Source organism: Microcella alkaliphila (assembly GCF_004216855.1).
Lineage (GTDB): Bacteria > Actinomycetota > Actinomycetes > Actinomycetales > Microbacteriaceae > Microcella > Microcella alkaliphila.
The window spans coordinates 1-17,986 of the sequence record NZ_SGXT01000019.1; the positions used below are offsets into that span (position 1 = coordinate 1).

Annotated in this window: 21 protein-coding genes; 16 read left to right on the forward strand and 5 right to left on the reverse strand. The window is 70.2% G+C overall.

What is annotated here, in order from left to right:
- Positions 1-235: 235 nt before the first annotated feature.
- Positions 236-1,501 carry an MFS transporter gene (locus EV140_RS12285; protein ID WP_241971441.1) on the reverse strand — a complete coding sequence of 422 codons (1,266 nt, stop codon included), beginning with the start codon at positions 1,499-1,501 and terminating at the stop codon, positions 236-238.
- A gap of 48 nt (positions 1,502-1,549) precedes the next feature.
- Positions 1,550-2,245: a response regulator transcription factor gene (locus EV140_RS12290; protein ID WP_130284358.1), complete on the reverse strand. Its 696-nt coding sequence runs from the start codon at positions 2,243-2,245 to the stop codon at positions 1,550-1,552.
- Between the two features lie 54 nt (positions 2,246-2,299).
- Between EV140_RS12290 and EV140_RS12295 the strand changes: the two genes are divergently transcribed.
- From EV140_RS12295 to EV140_RS12310, 4 genes are all read left to right on the forward strand, one after another.
- Entirely contained in the window at positions 2,300-2,566 is a 267-nt protein-coding gene (locus EV140_RS12295; protein ID WP_130284360.1) for a hypothetical protein, read from the forward strand.
- Between the two features lie 132 nt (positions 2,567-2,698).
- A complete protein-coding gene (locus tag EV140_RS12300) occupies positions 2,699-3,295 on the forward strand; it encodes a heme-binding beta-barrel domain-containing protein (RefSeq protein WP_130284362.1) in 597 nt (198 codons plus the stop codon).
- Positions 3,292-4,431 carry a CAF17-like 4Fe-4S cluster assembly/insertion protein YgfZ gene (ygfZ, locus tag EV140_RS12305; RefSeq protein ID WP_130284364.1) on the forward strand — a complete coding sequence of 380 codons (1,140 nt, stop codon included), beginning with the start codon at positions 3,292-3,294 and terminating at the stop codon, positions 4,429-4,431. The genes EV140_RS12300 and ygfZ overlap by 4 nt, the downstream gene beginning before the upstream one ends.
- 13 nt (positions 4,432-4,444) lie before the next feature.
- On the forward strand, positions 4,445-5,551 hold the full coding sequence (locus tag EV140_RS12310) for an FUSC family protein (RefSeq protein WP_130284366.1): 1,107 nt from the start codon (positions 4,445-4,447) through the stop codon (positions 5,549-5,551).
- A gap of 147 nt (positions 5,552-5,698) precedes the next feature.
- Here the strand turns inward: EV140_RS12310 and EV140_RS12315 are convergent, their stop codons facing one another.
- The gene (locus tag EV140_RS12315; RefSeq protein WP_130284368.1) at positions 5,699-6,559 is read right to left on the reverse strand and encodes a class I SAM-dependent methyltransferase; all 861 of its coding nucleotides are present in this window, start codon (positions 6,557-6,559) and stop codon (positions 5,699-5,701) included.
- A 53-nt stretch (positions 6,560-6,612) separates the two neighbouring features.
- On the opposite strand from EV140_RS12315, the gene EV140_RS12320 reads away from it, so the two are divergent.
- From EV140_RS12320 to EV140_RS12335, 4 genes are read left to right on the forward strand one after another with little or no spacing between them, the layout of a single operon-like run.
- Positions 6,613-7,356 carry a phosphoglyceromutase gene (locus tag EV140_RS12320; protein WP_130284370.1) on the forward strand — a complete coding sequence of 248 codons (744 nt, stop codon included), beginning with the start codon at positions 6,613-6,615 and terminating at the stop codon, positions 7,354-7,356.
- 28 nt (positions 7,357-7,384) lie between these two features.
- Positions 7,385-7,861 carry a hypothetical protein gene (locus tag EV140_RS12325; RefSeq protein WP_130284372.1) on the forward strand — a complete coding sequence of 159 codons (477 nt, stop codon included), beginning with the start codon at positions 7,385-7,387 and terminating at the stop codon, positions 7,859-7,861.
- Positions 7,862-7,906: 45 nt separating this feature from the next.
- Positions 7,907-8,158 carry an AbrB/MazE/SpoVT family DNA-binding domain-containing protein gene (locus EV140_RS12330; RefSeq protein ID WP_241971442.1) on the forward strand — a complete coding sequence of 84 codons (252 nt, stop codon included), beginning with the start codon at positions 7,907-7,909 and terminating at the stop codon, positions 8,156-8,158.
- Positions 8,155-8,556, forward strand: coding sequence for a PIN domain-containing protein (locus EV140_RS12335; RefSeq protein WP_130284374.1), 402 nt, complete (start codon positions 8,155-8,157; stop codon positions 8,554-8,556). The genes EV140_RS12330 and EV140_RS12335 overlap by 4 nt, the downstream gene beginning before the upstream one ends.
- Before the next feature lie 32 nt (positions 8,557-8,588).
- On the opposite strand, the gene phoU is transcribed toward EV140_RS12335, so the two are convergent.
- Complete coding sequence (gene phoU, locus EV140_RS12340) at positions 8,589-9,242, reverse strand: phosphate signaling complex protein PhoU (RefSeq protein ID WP_096422961.1); 654 nt, start codon at positions 9,240-9,242, stop codon at positions 8,589-8,591.
- A 159-nt stretch (positions 9,243-9,401) separates the two neighbouring features.
- Between phoU and EV140_RS12345 the strand changes: the two genes are divergently transcribed.
- On the forward strand, positions 9,402-10,565 hold the full coding sequence (locus EV140_RS12345) for a sensor histidine kinase (RefSeq protein ID WP_130284376.1): 1,164 nt from the start codon (positions 9,402-9,404) through the stop codon (positions 10,563-10,565).
- Positions 10,562-11,242 (forward strand): response regulator transcription factor, encoded by a 681-nt coding sequence (locus EV140_RS12350; protein ID WP_130284378.1) that lies wholly within the window; start codon positions 10,562-10,564, stop codon positions 11,240-11,242. Before EV140_RS12345 ends, EV140_RS12350 begins: the two co-directional genes overlap by 4 nt.
- Here the strand turns inward: EV140_RS12350 and EV140_RS12355 are convergent.
- Positions 11,239-11,712, reverse strand: a complete 474-nt coding sequence (locus EV140_RS12355) for a hypothetical protein (protein WP_130284380.1) — start codon at positions 11,710-11,712, stop codon at positions 11,239-11,241. The two genes, EV140_RS12350 and EV140_RS12355, sit on opposite strands and share 4 nt — an antisense overlap.
- 212 nt (positions 11,713-11,924) lie before the next feature.
- Here EV140_RS12355 and EV140_RS12360 point away from each other — a divergent pair, with 212 nt between their 5' ends.
- The 6 genes from EV140_RS12360 to EV140_RS12385 all read left to right on the forward strand — a co-directional run bounded on the left by EV140_RS12360 (position 11,925) and on the right by EV140_RS12385 (position 17,772).
- The gene (locus EV140_RS12360; protein WP_130284382.1) at positions 11,925-12,407 is read left to right on the forward strand and encodes a CarD family transcriptional regulator; all 483 of its coding nucleotides are present in this window, start codon (positions 11,925-11,927) and stop codon (positions 12,405-12,407) included.
- 8 nt (positions 12,408-12,415) lie between these two features.
- Positions 12,416-13,657, forward strand: coding sequence for a 2-C-methyl-D-erythritol 2,4-cyclodiphosphate synthase (gene ispF / locus EV140_RS12365; RefSeq protein ID WP_130284384.1), 1,242 nt, complete (start codon positions 12,416-12,418; stop codon positions 13,655-13,657).
- A 9-nt stretch (positions 13,658-13,666) separates the two neighbouring features.
- Positions 13,667-15,100: a cysteine--tRNA ligase gene (cysS, locus tag EV140_RS12370; protein ID WP_130284386.1), complete on the forward strand. Its 1,434-nt coding sequence runs from the start codon at positions 13,667-13,669 to the stop codon at positions 15,098-15,100.
- Positions 15,093-16,088, forward strand: a complete 996-nt coding sequence (rlmB, locus tag EV140_RS12375; RefSeq protein WP_130284388.1) for a 23S rRNA (guanosine(2251)-2'-O)-methyltransferase RlmB — start codon at positions 15,093-15,095, stop codon at positions 16,086-16,088. Before cysS ends, rlmB begins: the two co-directional genes overlap by 8 nt.
- Positions 16,089-16,174: 86 nt before the next feature.
- The gene (locus EV140_RS12380; RefSeq protein WP_130284390.1) at positions 16,175-17,071 is read left to right on the forward strand and encodes a cupin domain-containing protein; all 897 of its coding nucleotides are present in this window, start codon (positions 16,175-16,177) and stop codon (positions 17,069-17,071) included.
- Positions 17,068-17,772, forward strand: coding sequence for an SDR family oxidoreductase (locus EV140_RS12385; RefSeq protein ID WP_130284392.1), 705 nt, complete (start codon positions 17,068-17,070; stop codon positions 17,770-17,772). Before EV140_RS12380 ends, EV140_RS12385 begins: the two co-directional genes overlap by 4 nt.
- Positions 17,773-17,986: the final 214 nt, after the last annotated feature.

Sequence of the window (17,986 nt, forward strand, 5' to 3'; positions counted from 1 at the left end):
CACAGGAAGGCATACGCGCTGGTCGGCTCGCTGGCCCACTCCGGCATCTGGCGGGGCGTGCTGTCCCCGTCGATGGACCTGCCGCATCTGCTGGCTGCGATGACGACCCTGCTGGGACTGCTCGGCGGGCTCACCCGCGACTGGCGGTTCGACCGGATGAGCACGGTCCTGAAGCAGGGCACCAGCGATCTGACGCCGATGTTCGCCGCGTTCGCCAAGCACCACGCCGTCACGGTCATTGCGTGCCGGCCGCGCTCAGGGAACCGGAAGGGGGTGGTCGAGAAGAACAACCACACCGCCGCGCAGCGCTGGTGGCGGACCGTCCCGGACGAACTGACCGCCGAGGAGGCGCAAGCCAGCTTCGAGGCGTTCGCCCGGGGACAAGACAACCGACCGCGCCAGACCGAGACGGGGAAGACGACCGCGAAGGCGATGCTCGCCGCGGAGCGGCTGCGGCCGCTGCCCCCGGTGGTGTTCCCCGTGATCGTGACCGAGGAGCGCACCGCGACCCGGCAGGCGCTGATCGACTGGCGAGGGAACCGGCGAGCAGCACGATGGCAAGCCACAACTGGTTGACGAAGAAGAAGGCGACGAGAACGGCCGACGACACGGCGACCGAGGCGATCAGCACGGTGGTGCGACGCCGCACGGCCCGTCGCACCACCGGCGCGAGCGCGCCCCCGACGATCGACGACCCGGCGAAGATCGCGGCGGCGATCCCCGCGAGCGCGTAGGCCGTGCTGTCGCCCGCCACCTCGAGTAGGTAGGGCTGCAGGGCGTAGAAGGCGTAGATGCCGACTCCCGCCGTGAACGGCGTCGCGATCATTACCCACCGGATCGCGGGGCGCCGAAAACCGTGATCGATGGATGCACGCATCACTGTCTTCACGGCCGTCACCGGCCCGGCGCCCCGCACGGGCGTGAATCCGAGGTCGCGCATCAGGGAGCCTGCGACGACGACCATGGCGAGGAGGACGCCCACCCGCACGAGGAACGGCACGCCGAGGTTCGTCAGTTGCGCGATCACGCCGCCGAGCACCGACCCGCTGAGCATCGAGACGCCCGCGACCACCTGGGCTCTGCCGAATACCGTCTCGAGCCCCCCGCGGTATCCGGTGGCCTGCAGGGCGTCGACGAGCCACGCGTCGACGGCGCCGGTGAAGAAGGTGAAGCCGAGCCCCAGCAGCACCGAGACGAGCGCCCACGTCCAGAACGGCGATTGCCAGAGCCACATGAACCAGTAGAGCGCGGTCGTGACGGCGAGGGTGATCGTGCCAAGCAGGTACGACGCGCGTCGACCCCACGTGTCGGCGACAACCCCCGTGGGAATCTCGAAGATCACCATGCCCAGGGTGAAGAAGGCATTCGCCGCGAAGGCCTCCAGGTTGCTGAGGCCCGCGTCCAACAGGAACAGCGTGTTGATACCCCAGATGAACGACGCCGCGATCGTGTTGCCGAAGGTCAGCACGTAAAAGGTGCCCTGCACCCGGCGCGCGCTCATGACGCTCGTTGCCGCATTCTGTCACCGCGAGGCGGCGGAAAATAGATCTTAGGCGTCGACGTTTTGAGCGCTCGGCAGAGCGCCGTCCTCGTGGAGCGTGAAGCGGTAGCCGACATTCCGCACGGTGCCGATGAGAGCATCCATGTCGCCGAGTTTCGCGCGCAGGCGCCGCACGTGCACGTCCACCGTGCGGGTTCCGCCAAAGTAGTCGTACCCCCACACCTCGCTCAGCAGCTGTTCGCGGGTGAAGACGCGGCTCGGGTGCGTGGCGAGGAAGCGCAGCAGTTCGAACTCCTTGAAGGTGAGATCGAGCGTGCGTCCGTTGACTTTCGCCGAGTAGCTCGCCTCGTCGATCACGACGCCCGACGCCTTGATCAACTGCGACTCGCCGTCGCCCTGCGACTGGCGCCCGACCGCGAGGCGCAGCCGCGCGTCGATCTCAGCGGGGCCCGCCGACTCGAGTAGCACGTCGTCGACCCCCCACTCGGCGTTCACCGCGGTCAGGCCGCCCTCGGTGAGTACGACCAGCACGGGGCAGCCGGCGCCGGTCGTCTGCAAGATCTTGCACAGTGTTTTCGCCGCCGCCAGGTCGGTGCGCGCATCGACCAGAATCGCGTCGGCGTTCGGGGCCCCCACGAGGGCCGCGGGCTGGGCGGGCACACGGCGCACGCGATGGCTCAGCAGCCCCAGCGACGGAAGAACATCAGCGTCCACCCGCGAGGTCAGGATGAGCAGATCCGCCATGCGTCCTCCGTGGTGTCACTGCCCAGTCTATGCGGGCCGCCTAGCATGGAGGACATGTCCCGCACGCTTGCGACCGCGATACCCGTCTGGGGGGCCACCAGCACGGCGCTCGTCGTGGCGATCGTCGCGCTTCCGAGCGAGCACTGGATCGGGGCTACCGGCGTCGTCGCCGCATCGGCGGTGCTGCTCGCTTTCATCGTGCAGGTGGCATTCCAGCGCACCGACGGGGTGGTGCGACGGTTGCTCGCGAGTGTTGTCGGAATCGTGATTGTCGCCGCCCTCGCCTCGGGGCTGATGCTCATCCTCGCCGGTCTACAATGAGCGCATGCTGCTCGCGCTAGAGATTTTCTTCCTCGGCCTGTTGGGCTTGGCGTCGCTCGCCATCGGGTTCGTCTCGGTCGTCGTGCTCGTCAACCTGTACCGCGGCCAGCGCTGACGCGCGGCGGCAGGGCCGTGTACACCCTCGACGCGAACGTCCCCGCCGAGCTGGCGCCGCTGTCGTGGCTGCTCGGCGTGTGGGAGGGCTCCGGCGTCGTGCACTACGTCGACGGCGAGACCGTGCGCGAACACGAGTTTGGCCAGCGCGTCAGCTTCAGCCACGACGGGCTGCACTACGTGAACTACTCGTCGTCGACGTGGCTGCTCGACGGCGAGCAGACCCCGCTCAACGCGGAAGCGGGCTACTGGCGCCTGCACCGCCCCTCGCAGGCCGGTGATCCTGGGCCCGGCATGTTGCCCGGCGTGGGCGACCGCCCCTTCCCGACCGCAGAGTCGGTCGAGCAACTGCGCACGAGCCGCGACGACTTCGAGATCGAGGTGGCGCTCATTCACCCGAGCGGCATCAGCGAGCTGTACCTCGGCCGCGTGAAGGGGCCGCGCATCGACCTGCAGACCGACGCCGTCATGCGGTCGGCCTCGTCGAAGGAGTACTCGGCGGCCACCCGCATGTACGGCCTCGTGGAGGGCAAGTTGCTGTGGGCCTGGGACATCGCCGCCCTCGGCAACGACCTGCGCACCCACGCCTCGGGCACCCTGAGTCGGGCGGAGTGAGCGCCGTGCCGTCTGCCGACTCTGCCGCATCGCCCCTCGCCGCGCTTCCCGGCGCTGTCGGTGCGCCGACCGCCGAGCACTACGGCGACCCCGTCGCCGAGCAACGCGCCCTCGTCGCCGGTCGCGCCGTCGTCGACCTGAGCGACCGCGGGGTCGTGACGGTCACCGGCCCCGACCGGCTGCGCTGGCTCGACTCGCTCACCTCGCAGGCGCTCGCCGGCCTCACGCCCGGCGGCTCGGCCGAGACGCTGCTGCTCGACCCAAACGGCCGCATCGAGCACGCCATGCACGTCATCGACGACGGCGTGACGACCTGGTTGATCGTCGAGGGCGATGAGGCCGAGGCGCTCGCCGCGTGGCTCGACCGCATGCGCTTCATGATGCAGGTTGAGGTCGCCGACGCGAGCGGCGAGTGGGCCGTGATCGGCGCGATGAGTCCTGCGGGGGCCGAGCCGAGCATCCCGGCCGCGTCGCCGAACGGCGCGCCGCTCGTCTGGAGCGACCCGTGGAGCGCCGTGCAGTCCGGCGGTTGGCAGTACGCGCCCGAGGCCGAGCACCCCGGTTGCGACTACCCGGCACGCGAGCTGATTGTCGAGCGGGCGTTCCTCGCCGAGCTGGCGGGGCTCGCCCGCGCCGGGGGCGTGCGGTTCGCCGGGTCGCTCGCCTGGGAGGCCTTGCGGGTCGCGGCCTGGCGCCCGCGCTTCGCGGCCGAGGTCGACGAGAAGTCGATCCCGCACGAGGTCGACTGGCTGCGCTCTGCCGTGCACCTCGCGAAGGGCTGCTATCGCGGCCAAGAGACGGTCGCGAAGGTGCACAACCTGGGCCGCCCGCCGCGGCGCATCGTCATGCTGCACCTGGACGGGTCCGATGCGCTGCTGCCGGCCCCCGGGTCGCCCGTGCACGCGGCCGACGCCGACCGCGCGGACGTCGGGCGCATCACCTCGGTGGCCCGCCACCACGAACTCGGGCCGATCGCGCTGGCCGTCGTGAAGCGCTCGCTCGACGTCGCCGCACCGCTCGTCGTGCCCGTCGACGGGGTCGACGTGGCCGCTGCGCAAGAGGTGATCGTTCCGCCGGAGGCCGGCCAGGCCGCCGCCGTTCCCCGCCTGCCGCGCCTCGGCGCCCAGCGCCGGTAGGGCAGGGCCCGTCGTGCGCGGCGCCGATCCGCTTCGCCGGCTCGAACGCCGCATCAGTCTCCGGCTGGATGCTCGACGCGCTCTGCGCAGGCTCGCCCGGTCGCTGCCCGCGATTGCCCAGATCGTCGCGGGCGTGGTCATGGCCTACGCGTTTGCCCGCTACGTGCTCGACCACGAGCTGCCGATCGTTGCCGTCACGGTGACGATCAGCGCCCTCGGGTTCGCGCGCGACGCGCGCCCGCGACGGGTGCTCGAAACGGTCGTGGGCATCCTGGTGGGAATCGTCGTCGCGGCGCTCATCGTGCTCGCCGTTGGGCGCGGGGTGTGGCAGCTGGCGCTCATTTTGGCGGTGGCGTTGATCGTGGCCCGGCTCGTGTCGGCGTCGACCGGCTTCGCCGTGGCGGCGGCGGTGCAGTCGATGCTGGTCGCCGTGCTGCCCGACCCCGAGGGGGGAGTGTTCGAGCGCGCCGTCGACGGGCTCGTCGGGGGAGTCGTCGCGCTGCTCGTTACCGCGCTCATCCCGCGCCTTGACGTGCTGCGCACCCGCGGCGAGTCGCGCGCGCTGTTCTCGCTGCTCGTCGAGTCGCTGAAGGGCGTCGCCGAGGCGCTCCGGCGTGGCGACACGGCCGCCGCCGAGCTCGCCCTGTCGCGCAGTCGTCGCACGCAGCCACTGATCGACGAGTGGACGACGTCCCTCGAGTCGGCGCGCGCCGTCGCCGCCTACTCGCCGTGGTTGCGCCGCGGGCGCGCGCGGCTCGCGGCGGAGGCCGAGTTGCTCGGCTCGGCCGACCTGGTGACGCGGCACGTGCGGTCGATCGCGCGCCGGGTCGAGATCCTCGTGCGCGACGGACTCGAGCGGCCGGGACTCGCCCACCTGCTCGACGAGGCGGCGGTGATCGTCGAAGCCCTGGGGCGGTCCGTGGACGATGCCAGCGAGCGCGACCGCGCCCGGGTGCTGGGTCTCGCCATGAGCGGGGAGCTCTCGCCCGACACGGTTCCGGGAGCCGTGCGGGTACCCGACCAGGTGGTCGTGGTGCTGCTGCGCTCGCTGGTCTTCGACACCCTGATCGTCTGCGGCCTCACCCGCGCCGAGGCGCGACAGTCGCTCCCGCCGCTGTAGGCGCGCGCACGCCAGTCGCCTGCCCCTCGCTGCGCCAGTGTGGGCGCGATGCGCCGGTTTGTTCCGGCGCTTTGCGCCCAAACAGCCGCATCGTCCGCGGGCCTCTCTGCGCCGCATCGCGCTGCACTGCGCGTCGCGCGGCAGCGCTCAGCGCGGGGCGACGACGCTCCAGCCGACGGTGAGCTCACCGAGTCTCCAGCGGGCGACCCCGTCGCGCACCGGCCAGCCCGCGTCGCGCAGCCCCTGCGCCGCGGCGATCCAGCGCTGACGGGCCGAGAACGCCCCGAGCGGCGCGGCCCGCATCCACTGGTCGTCGAGCGCGCGCAGCAGCTCGTGCACGCCCTCGCCCGAGACGTTGCGGTGAATCAGCACCTTCGGCAAGCGCTCCGCGACGACACTCGGCAGCACCTCGGCGGTCGCCACCCCGCCGCGTCCGGTCACATCGCCGGTGCGCAGCGCGTCGAGGTGCAGGGCGATCGTGAACGTCTCCGGCCCCACCTCGGGGCGCAGCGACACCCAGCTCGCCACGCGCCCCACCTCGTTCGAGGTGCCCTCCACCAGCAGACCACCGGGCGACAGCCGCGCGAGCATCGACTCCCACGCGCGAGCCACCTCACCCTCGTCGTACTGCCGCAGCACGTTCGCCGCCCGAATCACCGCGGGGCGCTCCCCGCCCGGGAGGGGCACCTCGAATCCCCCGACAGCGAACCGCAGCCCGTCGAGCCCCGACTCGCCGGCCGCCCGCGCGGCCTCAGCCTGCTCGTGCGCGTGGCGCACCCGAGCCGGGTCGATCTCGATGCCGGTGACCCGAGCATCCGGCCGAACGCGCGCGAGCCGCGCGAGCAGTTCGCGGGCCGTCCACCACGAGGCCCCGTAGCCGAGGTCGACGGCGAGCGGCGCGGCCGCCGCCCTCCACGCGGGATGCGCGGCAATGAAGCGGTCCATTCGGCGCAGGCGGTTCACGCCGGTCGTGCCGCGCGTCACCCGGCCCTCAACCATGCGCACCATTCTCGCGCCCAGCGCCCAGCGCCCAGCGCCCGGCCCTCGCTAGGCTTGACCCCATGACGCACACGCTGATCCTGCTCCGCCATGGCCACTCCGTCTGGAACGAGAAGAACATCTTCACCGGGTGGGTCGACGTCGAACTGACCGAGCAGGGCCGCGAAGAGGGCCGCCGCGCCGGTCAGCTGATCAAGGACTCGGGTCTCGAACCCCGCGTGCTCTACACGAGCCTGCTGAAGCGTGCCATCCACACGGCGAACATCGCCCTCGAGGTCGCCGACCTCGACTGGCTGCCGGTGAAGCGCAGCTGGCGCCTCAACGAGCGCCACTACGGCGCCCTGCAGGGCCTCAACAAGGCCGAGACGCTCGAGCAGCACGGCGAAGAGCTCTTCATGACGTGGCGCCGCAGCTTCGACACGCCCCCGCCGCCGCTCGACGACGACGCCGAGTACAGCCAGGTGCACGACCCGCGCTACGTCGGCATCGACGGCGACATGCCCCGCACCGAGAGCCTCAAGCTCGTCATCGACCGCATGCTGCCCTATTGGCAGAGCGACATCACGAAAGACCTGGCCGCGGGCAACACGGTGCTCATCACCGCTCACGGCAACTCGCTGCGCGCGCTCGTGAAGCACCTCGACGGCATCAGCGACGACGACATCGCGGGCCTCAACATCCCGACGGGCATCCCGCTCGTCTACGAGCTGGGCGACGATTTCATGCCCGTGAAGCCGGCCGAGTACCTCGACCCCGAGGCCGCCGCCGCGGGAGCCGCCGCCGTCGCCAGCCAGGGCAAGAAGTAGCGGCCGAACGACGCGAACACACCCTGCCGTGCTTCACTTCGCGGTCGTCGCGTTCCTCGACGAGGTCGCCCTCGGCGACGAGCTGCCGCTCGACGACCTGCCCCCGCACGTCGTGCTACTCGACCGCGCCGCCACCGAGGCCGACCTCGGCCAGGTGACCGCCGCGGTGGAGCTCGCGTACGCCAGCCACGGCCCCTTCGTGGCCGTGGGCGGCGACGATGACGAGCTCGGTCAGGATGCTCGCCCCGCCACGCTGCTCGACGACGACGGCTCGCTGACGGTCGCGCACCGCACCCTGGTGCTGGGCTTGCGCGAGCTGGGCGTGCGGGTCGCCGACCCGGCGCTTGCGGGTGGCGGATATCAGCCGCACGTGCCCGTGCCGGAGGGTTACGACCGGGTCGACCGCGGTGAGCGGCTCGAGCTGCGCAGTGTCGCCGTGCTCGAACTCGAGGGCGGCGCGAGGGCGACAACGGCGCGCGTGGCCGAGCAGTTCCCGCTGATCTAGCGCGAAGCCCAGCCCGAATGTAAGGAGATCACCTATTCTCCTTACATGATCGCACCGACCGTGACCGCCGCCACCATGACCTCGAAGGGTCAGCTCACGGTGCCCCGCGACGTTCGCGAGGCGCTCGGCCTCACGGCGGGTGTCTCGGTCGCCTTCGTTCTGCATGCCGACGGGTCGTGCGAACTCGTGCCCCGTACTTCTCGCATCAGCGAGCTGGCTGGGGTCGCCGCGACGGGCGCAACGCTCAGCCTGGACGACATGGCTGACGCCGTCGCCGAGGGTGCCGCCTCCTCGTGATCGGTGTCGACACGAACGTGCTGGTGCGGCACCTGACCGGTGATGACCCCCAGCAGTCTCCGCGAGCATCCGCGTTTTTTGCCGAGCGCAGCGCAGCCGATCCGGCCGCGATCAGCATCATCACGCTCGTCGAAACCGTGTGGGTACTGACGCGCGGGTACGGGCTGTCGCGGGACCGCGTGCACGCGATCGTGCGCGCCCTGTGCCGCAGCCGTGACGTGGTTGTGCAGCACGACGGGGTGGTCATTCGCGCGCTCCGGGATGCCGACGAGGCCGGGTGCGACCTGGCCGACGCGCTCATCGCACACCTGGCCATCGACGCGGGAGCCGACGGAACCGTGACGTTCGATCGTCGCGCCGCCCGGCTTCCCGGGATGCAGTACCTCGGCAACACCTGATCAGGCGCGAGGTGATGCGCGCCTGATCAGCCCTAGTCGTCGGCCGGAACCCAGTCGCCGGTCGCGAGGTACTGCACCTTCTTGGCGATCGACACGGCGTGGTCGGCGAAGCGCTCGTGGTAGCGCGAGGCGAGGGTTGCGTCGACCGTGTCGATGGCCTCGCCCTTCCAGGTCTCGCCGAGAACCTTGTCGAACACGCTGAGGTGCAGGGCGTCGACCTTGTCGTCGTCGTTGCGAATCTCTTCGGCGATCGCCGTGTCCTCCGTGCGCAGCAGCTCGACGAGCTTGCGGGCGATCGACACGTCAACGGCGCCCATCTCGACGAAGGTGGGGCGCAGGCTCTTCGGCACGACTTTGTCGGGGAAGCGGTAGCGCGACAGCTGGGCGATGTGCTCGGCCATGTCGCCCATGCGCTCAAGCGACGCGCTGATGCGCAGGGCGCTGACGACGATGCGCAGGTCGCGGGCGACCGGCTGCTGGCGGGCGAGGATGTTGATGGCGAGTTCGTCGAGTTCGGCGGCGGCCGCGTCGATGCGGTCGTCGTCTTCGATGACCTGCTCGGCGAGTGCGACGTTGACCTCGTTGAACGCGCGGGTGGCGTTGTCGATCGACTCGGCGACCAGCGTGGCGATCTCGACGAGGCGTTCCTGCACCTCGGCCAACTCTTGCTGGAAAACTTCGCGCATGGGGGTTCGTCCTCGTCTCGTCGGGCCCTCTTCAGACGTGCCTACCGTGTCTTGCTCCGGTAAACGTCAGGTGTCTGAGCGATGAACTCTACTCCCAGTGGCGGCGTCCAGCCGGGCTCGGGCGCGGGTGTCGCTACGACGGTCAGTACGCTGATCACCATGGAGTCGGCACTGCTGGTTCCCCTCGCGCTCCTCGTCGGAGCGTTCCTCGGGGGCGGTGCCGTTGCGATCATCATCGCGGCGGCGAGGCGTGGGCATCGTGCCGCGCAGGTCGCGACGGCCACCGTTCCCGATGGCGTCGACCAGGTCATCGACGCGCTCGAGTCGGCGGCGGTCGTGCTGGATGCGTCGAACACCGTCATCAAGACGTCTCCGGGCGCTCACGCCCTCGGCCTCGTCTGGCATCGCACCCTCGTCCACGCGCGCCTGACCGAGCTCGTCGACCGCGTTCGCCGCTACGGCGAGCCGGTCACGGAGGACCTCGAGCTCACCCGTGGACCGCTCGGCGACGCGCAGTTGCGGCTGAGCGTGCGTGTCGCGCCACTCGGCACCCGCTACATGCTGCTCATCGCCGACGACCGCACCGAGGCGCACCGACTCGAGGCGGTGCGCCGCGACTTCGTGGCGAACATCAGCCACGAACTGAAGACCCCGATCGGGGCGGTGGGGCTCCTCGCCGAAGCCCTCGAGCACGCCTCCGACGACCCCGACCAGGTGCGCCGCTTCGCCGACCGCATGAAGACCGAGTCGGCGAGGCTCGCGGCGATGACGCAGGAGATCATCGAGCTGTCGCGCCTGCAGGCCGCCGACGCGCTGGCCGACCCCACCGAGGTCGACGTCGACGCCGTCATTTCGGCCGCGATCGACAAGAACCGGGTCGCGGCGGAGGCAGCGGGCATCCAGATTGTCAGCGGCGGCGCGAAGAAGGCGCGCGTCATGGGTGACGAGGGGATGCTCGTGACCGCGGTCCACAATCTGGTCGCGAACGCGATCCAATACTCCGCGAAGCCCTCCCGGGTCGGAATCGGGGTGTCGATGACCGACGACATCGTCGAGATCGCCGTCACCGACCAGGGCGTCGGAATCCCCGAGGAAGAACTCGACCGCGTGTTCGAGCGCTTCTTCCGCATCGATCAGGCCCGCTCCCGCGCGACGGGCGGCACCGGCCTCGGCCTCAGCATCGTCAAGCACGTCGTGCAGAATCACGGCGGCGACGTGCGCGTCTGGTCGCAGGCCGGGTACGGCTCGACCTTCACCATCCGCCTTCCGCGCGCCGTCGGCTCGGCGCGAGCATCCACCCCGAAGCAGAAAGTGCGTTCATGACCCGCATCCTCATCGTCGAAGACGAAGCGTCGCTCTCCGAGCCTCTGTCGTACCTGCTGACTCGCGAGGGCTACGAAACGGAGGTCGCCGCCGATGGGGTCGAGGCGCTCATCGAGTTCGACCGCGCCGGTGCCGACCTCGTGCTGCTCGACCTCATGCTGCCCGGCATTCCCGGCACCGAGGTGTGCCGCGAGCTTCGTCAGCGCTCCAGCGTGCCGATCATCATGCTGACGGCGAAGGACAGCGAGGTCGACATCGTCGTGGGGCTTGAGCTGGGGGCCGACGACTACGTCACGAAGCCGTATTCGACGCGCGAACTGCTGGCGCGCATCCGTGCCGTTCTGCGTCGCCGCGTCGACGAGGACGACCTCGACGACAGCGTGCTGGAGGCGGGCAGCGTGCGCATGGACGTCGACCGGCACCGGGTCATGGTCGACGGCCGCGAGGTGGCCATGCCGCTGAAGGAATTCGAGCTGCTCGAGTTGCTGCTGCGCAACGCCGGGCGCGTGCTCACGCGCGGGCAGTTGATTGACAGGGTGTGGGGTGCCGACTATTTCGGCGACACGAAGACGCTCGACGTGCACGTCAAGCGGATCCGCTCGAAGATCGAACCCGACCCGTCAAACCCGCGGATGCTCGTGACCGTCCGCGGCCTCGGCTACCGCTTCGAGGCTTAGCGCTCGATCGCGGAGGGAACGAAGAGCTCGTACTCAGGCAGCGAGCCGTCGAGCACCGGAACGAGGATCTCGCTGCCCTCGGCGTCGCCATAGGTGAAGAAGATCGGGTGCAGACCGCCCATCGTCGCACCGGTGCCGGTCACGATGATTGACTGCTCGTCGTCGGGGCCGCCGACGCGCGTCAGTCCGAGCGGCTCGAGGGTGACCGTCTCGGTCTCGCGGGTGCCGCCGGCCTCCCACTGCACCGAAAGCGTCTGCTGCTCGTCGGAGTTGTTCGCAACCGTCATGACGAGGTTAAGTTCGTCGTTCGACTCGCCGATCAGCATCACGTTGCGCACGGAGACCTGTTCGATAGTCGTGCCGACACCGTCAGAGGGGTCGTAGTCCTTCTGCGTGGCGATGTTCGCCGAAAAGGTGCAACCGCTCACACCGACCATGACCGCGGCGGCGAGCGCGATGGTTGCCGCCATGCGAGTTTTCACGAAATGCCTCCAGTGCCCGTCGTCTATTCGGCGGTCGCTGGCCGGGCGTAGCCCGCCTGCGTGGGCGCGACCTCCACCAGTCTAGCGGGCGTGGCGACGCTTCGCGGGCGCGCGCGGCCCCGGCGGACCCCCGGCCGACGGGGCGGCTTGCTGAAAAATTCCTGTGGTAGAATAGGAGTTCTGCGGAAGGACCACCACCCATGCAATTCGTTGTCGGAGAAACGGTCGTTTACCCGCACCACGGTGCGGCGACCATCACCGAAGTCAAGACCCGAGTCATCAAGGGCGAAGAGAAGATCTATCTCAAGCTCAACGTCACGCAGGGCGACCTCACCATCGAGGTTCCCGCGGACAATGTCGACCTCGTCGGCGTTCGCGACGTGATCGGTCAAGAGGGCCTCGACAAGGTGTTCGAGGTGCTGCGCGCCCCGTTCACCGAAGAGCCGACCAACTGGTCGCGTCGCTACAAGGCCAACCTTGAGAAGCTCGCCTCGGGCGACGTCATCAAGGTCTCGGAGGTCGTGCGCGACCTCTGGCGCCGCGATCAAGATCGCGGCCTGAGCGCCGGAGAAAAGCGCATGCTGGCGAAGGCTCGTCAGATTCTGATCTCCGAGCTCGCGCTCGCCGAGAAGACCGACGAAGAGAAGGCGTCGAGCGTGCTCGACGAGGTTCTCGCCTCCTGAACGCACCCGTGCGGCTCGGCATCGTCGTCGTTGCCGCGGGTAGCGGCACCCGGCTCGGGGCTTCCGAGCCCAAAGCGTTCGTCTCGTTGCGCGGCGTGACGCTGCTCGAACACGCGTTGACCGCAATCGCGCGCCTCGATGAGGAGGCGCGCGTCGTGGTCGTGGCCCCGAGCATCCGGCTGGATGCGGCCCGCGACATCGTCGACCGCGTTCTCGCACCGGGCTACGGCTCCGTCGTGCGCGGCGGTACCGAGCGGCAAGACTCGGTCGCGGCCGGCATCGCCGCGCTCGCCGAGTCGGGCGAGCCGATCGACACCGTGCTGATTCACGACGCCGCGCGCGCCCTGACCCCCACCGCGGTGTTCGCGCGCGTGGCGGCCACGGTGCGCGACACGTCGGCCGGGGTGATTCCCGCGCTGCCAATGGTCGACACGGTCGCCACGACCGACGGGGGTGACGCGATCACCGGCGTCGCCGACCGGTCGCGTCTTGCCGTGCTGCAAACGCCGCAGGGCTTCCCGTTCGCGGCCTACCGTGAGGCGATCGCCGCGGCCGAGGCGGGGCACACCGACGACACCTCGGTGTTCGCCGCCGCCGGGCATCCGGTGGTGACGGTTGCCGGCGACGAGGCGGCGCTGAAGATCACGACGCCGTGGGATCTGCGGCGCGCAGAACTCATCGCAGACGAGCGGGCGCTTGTGTCCGCGCCCGATGGTGGTGGCCGCGACGCGTCAGCAACCGCCGGCCCTGCCCTGCGCACCGGCGTCGGCGTCGACGTGCACGCGTACGACGAGACAGCGGAGTGCTGGCTCGGCGGCCTGTTCTGGCCGAACGAGCCGGGCCTCGCCGGCCACAGCGACGGCGACACCGTCAGCCACGCCATCTGCGACGCTCTCCTGTCGGCCGCAGGGCTCGGCGACATCGGCTCGCGGTTCGGCGTCGACGACCCGCGCTTCGCCGACGCGCGCGGCGAGGTCTTCCTCACCGCGACCCTCGAGTTGCTGGCCGATGCCGGCTACCGGGTCGAGAACGTCGCCGTGCAACTGGTCGCCGCCCGCCCCCGCTTCGCGCCGCGCCGCGTCGAGGTCGAGCAGCACCTGAGCGCCATCCTCGGTGCCCCGGTCAGCGTTGCCGCAACAACGAGCGATGGCCTCGGCTTCACCGGCCGCGCCGAAGGGGTCACCGCGATCGCGACGGCGCTCGTCTCGTGCGCCGCAGCTGACTCTTCGGCCGCAGAGCCCCGCCGGTAGGCTGGCGCGGTGAGTATCCGCCTCTACGACAGCCTCCAGCAGGCCGTCGTCGACTTCACGCCGCGCGAGCCCGGCCGCGTCGGCATGTACGTCTGCGGACCCACCGTGCAGTCCGCCCCGCACCTCGGGCACCTGCGCAGCGCCCTCGTCTACGACCTCTGGCGCCGCTGGTTCGTGGCCCGCGGGCTCACCGTCACGTTCATCCGCAATGTGACCGACATTGACGACAAGATCCTCGCGAACGCGAACGCGAACGACGCCGAGAGCTGGTGGGCTCTGGCCTACCGGGTCGAACTCGAGTTCACCGCCGCGTACCGAGCGCTCGGAATTCTCGCGCCGACGTACGAGCCACGCGCCACCGCATCCATCGACCGGATGCACGCCCTCATCGAGGCGCTCATCGCGCGTGGGCACGCGTACCCCGCTCACGACGGCTCGGGCGACGTGTACTTCGACGTGCGCAGCTGGCCCACCTACGGGGCGTTGACCCGACAGTCGCCGGACGACATGGAGGACGCGGCCGACGCCCCGGCGCGCGCCAAGCGCGACCCGCGCGACTTCGCCCTGTGGAAGGGCGCGAAGCCCGACGAGCCCGACAGCGCCCACTGGGAGTCACCGTGGGGCCGGGGTCGCCCCGGCTGGCACATCGAGTGCTCGGCGATGGCCGCCCGGTACCTGGGCGAGGAGTTCGACATTCACGGCGGCGGGCTCGACCTGCGCTTCCCCCACCACGAGAACGAGCTCGCCCAGTCGAGCGCGGCGGGTCATGCGTTCGCCCAGCACTGGGTGCACAACGGGCTCGTGAGCGTCGGCGGGCAGAAGATGTCGAAGTCGCTCGGCAACTCGGTGTTCGCCGCCGAACTGCTCGCCGAGCACGACCCCGCCGACGTGCGGTACTGGCTGGGTTCCGCGCACTACCGCTCGACCATCGACTACACGCCGACCTCGCTCGACGAGGCGAAGGCCGCCCGCGAGCGCATCACCTCATTTCTCTCGCGTGCCGATGCCGCGCTCGGCGACACGGTCACCGACGCCGCGGCCGCCGCCCCTCTCGCCGACCGCGTGCCGGGGCGCTTCGCCGCCGCCCTCGACGACGACCTCGGCGTCCCTCAGGCGCTCGCCGTTCTGCACGACACCGTCCGCGCCGGTAACACGGCCCTCGACGCGGGCGAACTCGACACCGCGCGCGGCCACCGCGACGCGACCCGCGCGATGGTCACGGTGCTGGGATTCGAGGAGGCGGGTGAGCATCCCGGGTCTCGTGCGGGCGGCGCCGCGGAGCGCGCGCTCGACACCCTCGTGACGGCACGCATCGCGGAGCGCCGCGCTGCCCGTGAGAGACGCGACTTCGCCGAATCCGACCGCATTCGCGATGAACTTTCCGCCGCCGGCATCCAGCTCGACGACACGGCGACCTCAACCGAGTGGAGACTCGATGGCTAAGCACGGACACCCCAGCGCCCGCAAGAGCAAGAAGGGCCCCACCGTCGGGTCTGGCGGTCAGGGCCGCCAGAAGCTCGAGGGTCGCGGCCCCACCCCGAAGGCCGAAGATCGCAGCTGGCACCCGGCCGGCAAGCGCAAGGCCGCCAAGGAGCGGCTCGAGGCGGCGAAGTCGCGCACGGGCGGCCGCAAGCCGAACGCCGCGACCAGCACGAGCGGCGGTCCCCGCTCGGCGAAGAAGAGCGGCGACACCGAGGTGGTGTCGGGGCGCAACTCCGTCCTCGAGGCGCTGCGGGCGCGCATCCCGGCGACCGCGCTCACGATCGCGGTGCGCATCGACATGGATGACCGGGTCAAGGAGGCGCTCTCGCTCGCCACCAAGCGTGGCGTGCCGATTCTCGAGGTAACTCGACCCGAGATCGACCGCATGACCGGCGACTCAGTGCATCAGGGCATCGCGCTGAGCGTGCCGCCGTACGAGTACGCGCACCCCGACGACCTGCTTGAGCGCGCCGCCGACCGCGACGAGCCCGCGCTGATCATCGCGCTCGACGGCATCACTGACCCGCGCAACCTCGGTGCGATCATCCGCTCGACGGCGGCATTCGGCGGGCACGGCGTGATCGTGCCGCAGCGCCGTAGCGTCGGCGTGACCGCGTCGGCGTGGAAGACGTCGGCCGGCGCCGCGGCCCGCACTCCCGTGGCGATGGCGGCGAACCTGACGCAGACGCTCAAGGCGCTGAAGCAGCAGGGCGTGTTCGTGCTGGGCCTCGACGGCGACGGCGATGTGTCGCTTCCGGGGCTTGAGCTCGCCGATCAGCCGCTCGTGATCGTGGTCGGCAGCGAGGGCAAGGGACTGTCGCGACTGGTCGCAGAGACGTGCGATGCGATCGTCTCGATCCCGATTTCGGAGGCGACCGAGTCGCTGAACGCGGGCATCGCGGCGAGCGTGACGCTCTACGAGGTGGCGAGGCGGCGCGTCACGGCTTGACAAGTGGCCGCTCTGGCTGTTCACTGTGTTCAGCATGGCTGAACAATGGCGGCGGTCCTGCGTCGCCCATCGAGTGAGGAAGCTCCATGAGCGCACGCTACGTCGTTCGTCGGGCCGCTGACGCGGACTACCGCGATCCCGGCCCCATCGCCCCCGGCTCGACCGGCTACACACGTTGGCTCGGGGTCGGCTACGCCGACGGCGCCGTGCACAGCGACTTCGGCGTCTCGAAGCTCGCCCCCGGCGGTGAGATCCCCACCCACGTGCACTCCTTCGAGGAGCAGTTCCACGTGCTCGAGGGCGAAGTCATCATCGCGACCCCCGAAGCCACCGTTCACCTCGTCGCCGGCGACTACGGGGTCGTGCCGATCGGCGTGCCGCACGCCTGGCGCGCCGTGGGCGACACGGACGCCGTGTGGGCCGACCTGTTCACGCCGCCCGCCCGCGAGAAGTACGGCTTCGACACCTACCGCGTCGCGGACCTGCCCGTCGTCGAGCCCATCGCGGTCGACGCGCGTGACCCGCGCACCCGGTCGTTCGGCAATATCCAGGAAGAACACATGAACCCCGGCAAGCAGTCGCAAGAGCTGCTCGCCGTCTCGGCCAGTATGCGCACCGCCCTGCTCGTCTACAGCGGCATCAGCCTCAAGATGATGGTCGACTCCGACCTGGGGGCGACGAGCGGCTCGATGTTCATGGTGCAGTACGAGCCGACCGGCAAGGCCGGCCCCCACGATCACCCGCTCGAGGAGGTGTACCTCATCCTCGACGGGGAGGTCGACGCCACCTTCGACGGCGACCACTACCGCCTCGTGCCCGGCGACATCGCCTGGGCCGGGGTCGGCTGCGTGCACTCGTTCGAGGCCGTCGGTGCCGAAGTGCGCTGGCTCGAGACGCAGGCGCCGCAGATGCCCGCCCGGCACGCCTACCGGTTCTCTCGCGACTGGGAGTACCTCGCTGACAAGCTCAAGGAGGAGCAATGACTCGCACCATCGCCGTCATCGGAGGCACCTCCGGCATCGGCCTCGAGATCGCCAAGACCGTTGTGGCTCGCGGCGACAACGTCGTGCTGACCGGCCGTGACGCCGACCGCACGACCGAGATCGCCGCCTCGATCGGCCCGAACGCGTCGGGCCTCGCCCTCGACATTTCCGAGCCCGAGACGATCGCCGAGGCCCTGAAGGGTTGCGGGCAGATCCACAGTCTCGTCCTCGCGGCGATCGAACGCGACGCCAACAGCGTGCGCGAGTACAACATCGCCCGCGCCCGGCGCCTCGTCACCCTGAAGCTCGTCGGCTACACCGAGGTCGTGCACACGCTGCTCGACCGGCTCGAGCCGACCGTCGACACCGGCATCGTTCTCTTCGGCGGGCGCGCGAAAGACGCGCCGTACCCCGGCTCGACGACCGTCGCGACGATCAACGGCGGCGTCGAAGGTCTCGTGCACTCGATGGCTCTCGAGCTCGCCCCGATGCGCGTCAACGCCCTGCACCCCGGCATCATCGGCGACACCCCCTTCTGGGCCGACAAGCCCGCCGGCGTCATCGAGGCCTACGAGTCGCGCACGCCCGGCGGCAAGCTCGCCACCACGGCCGACATCGTCGACGCGACCATGTTCCTGTTGAACAACCGCGGCGTCTCAGGCACCAGCCTGTACGTCGACCGCGGCTGGCGCCTCACCTAGCCGTTCGCGGTCCCGGCAACCGTTCGGCTGGGACGCGAGCCCAGCATCCCTCGTCTGTGAGCCACCACGGCGAGGGATGCGGCCGTTAAGGCGGCGACCGGAGCGCGCGCCGCCGCATTCTGGGCATCCTCTCGGCGGAGAAAAGTCGATACGACTGGATATATCGGTCGCGACGGCGTTAGTATTTCACTCTGGCTGTACACAGTCGTACACC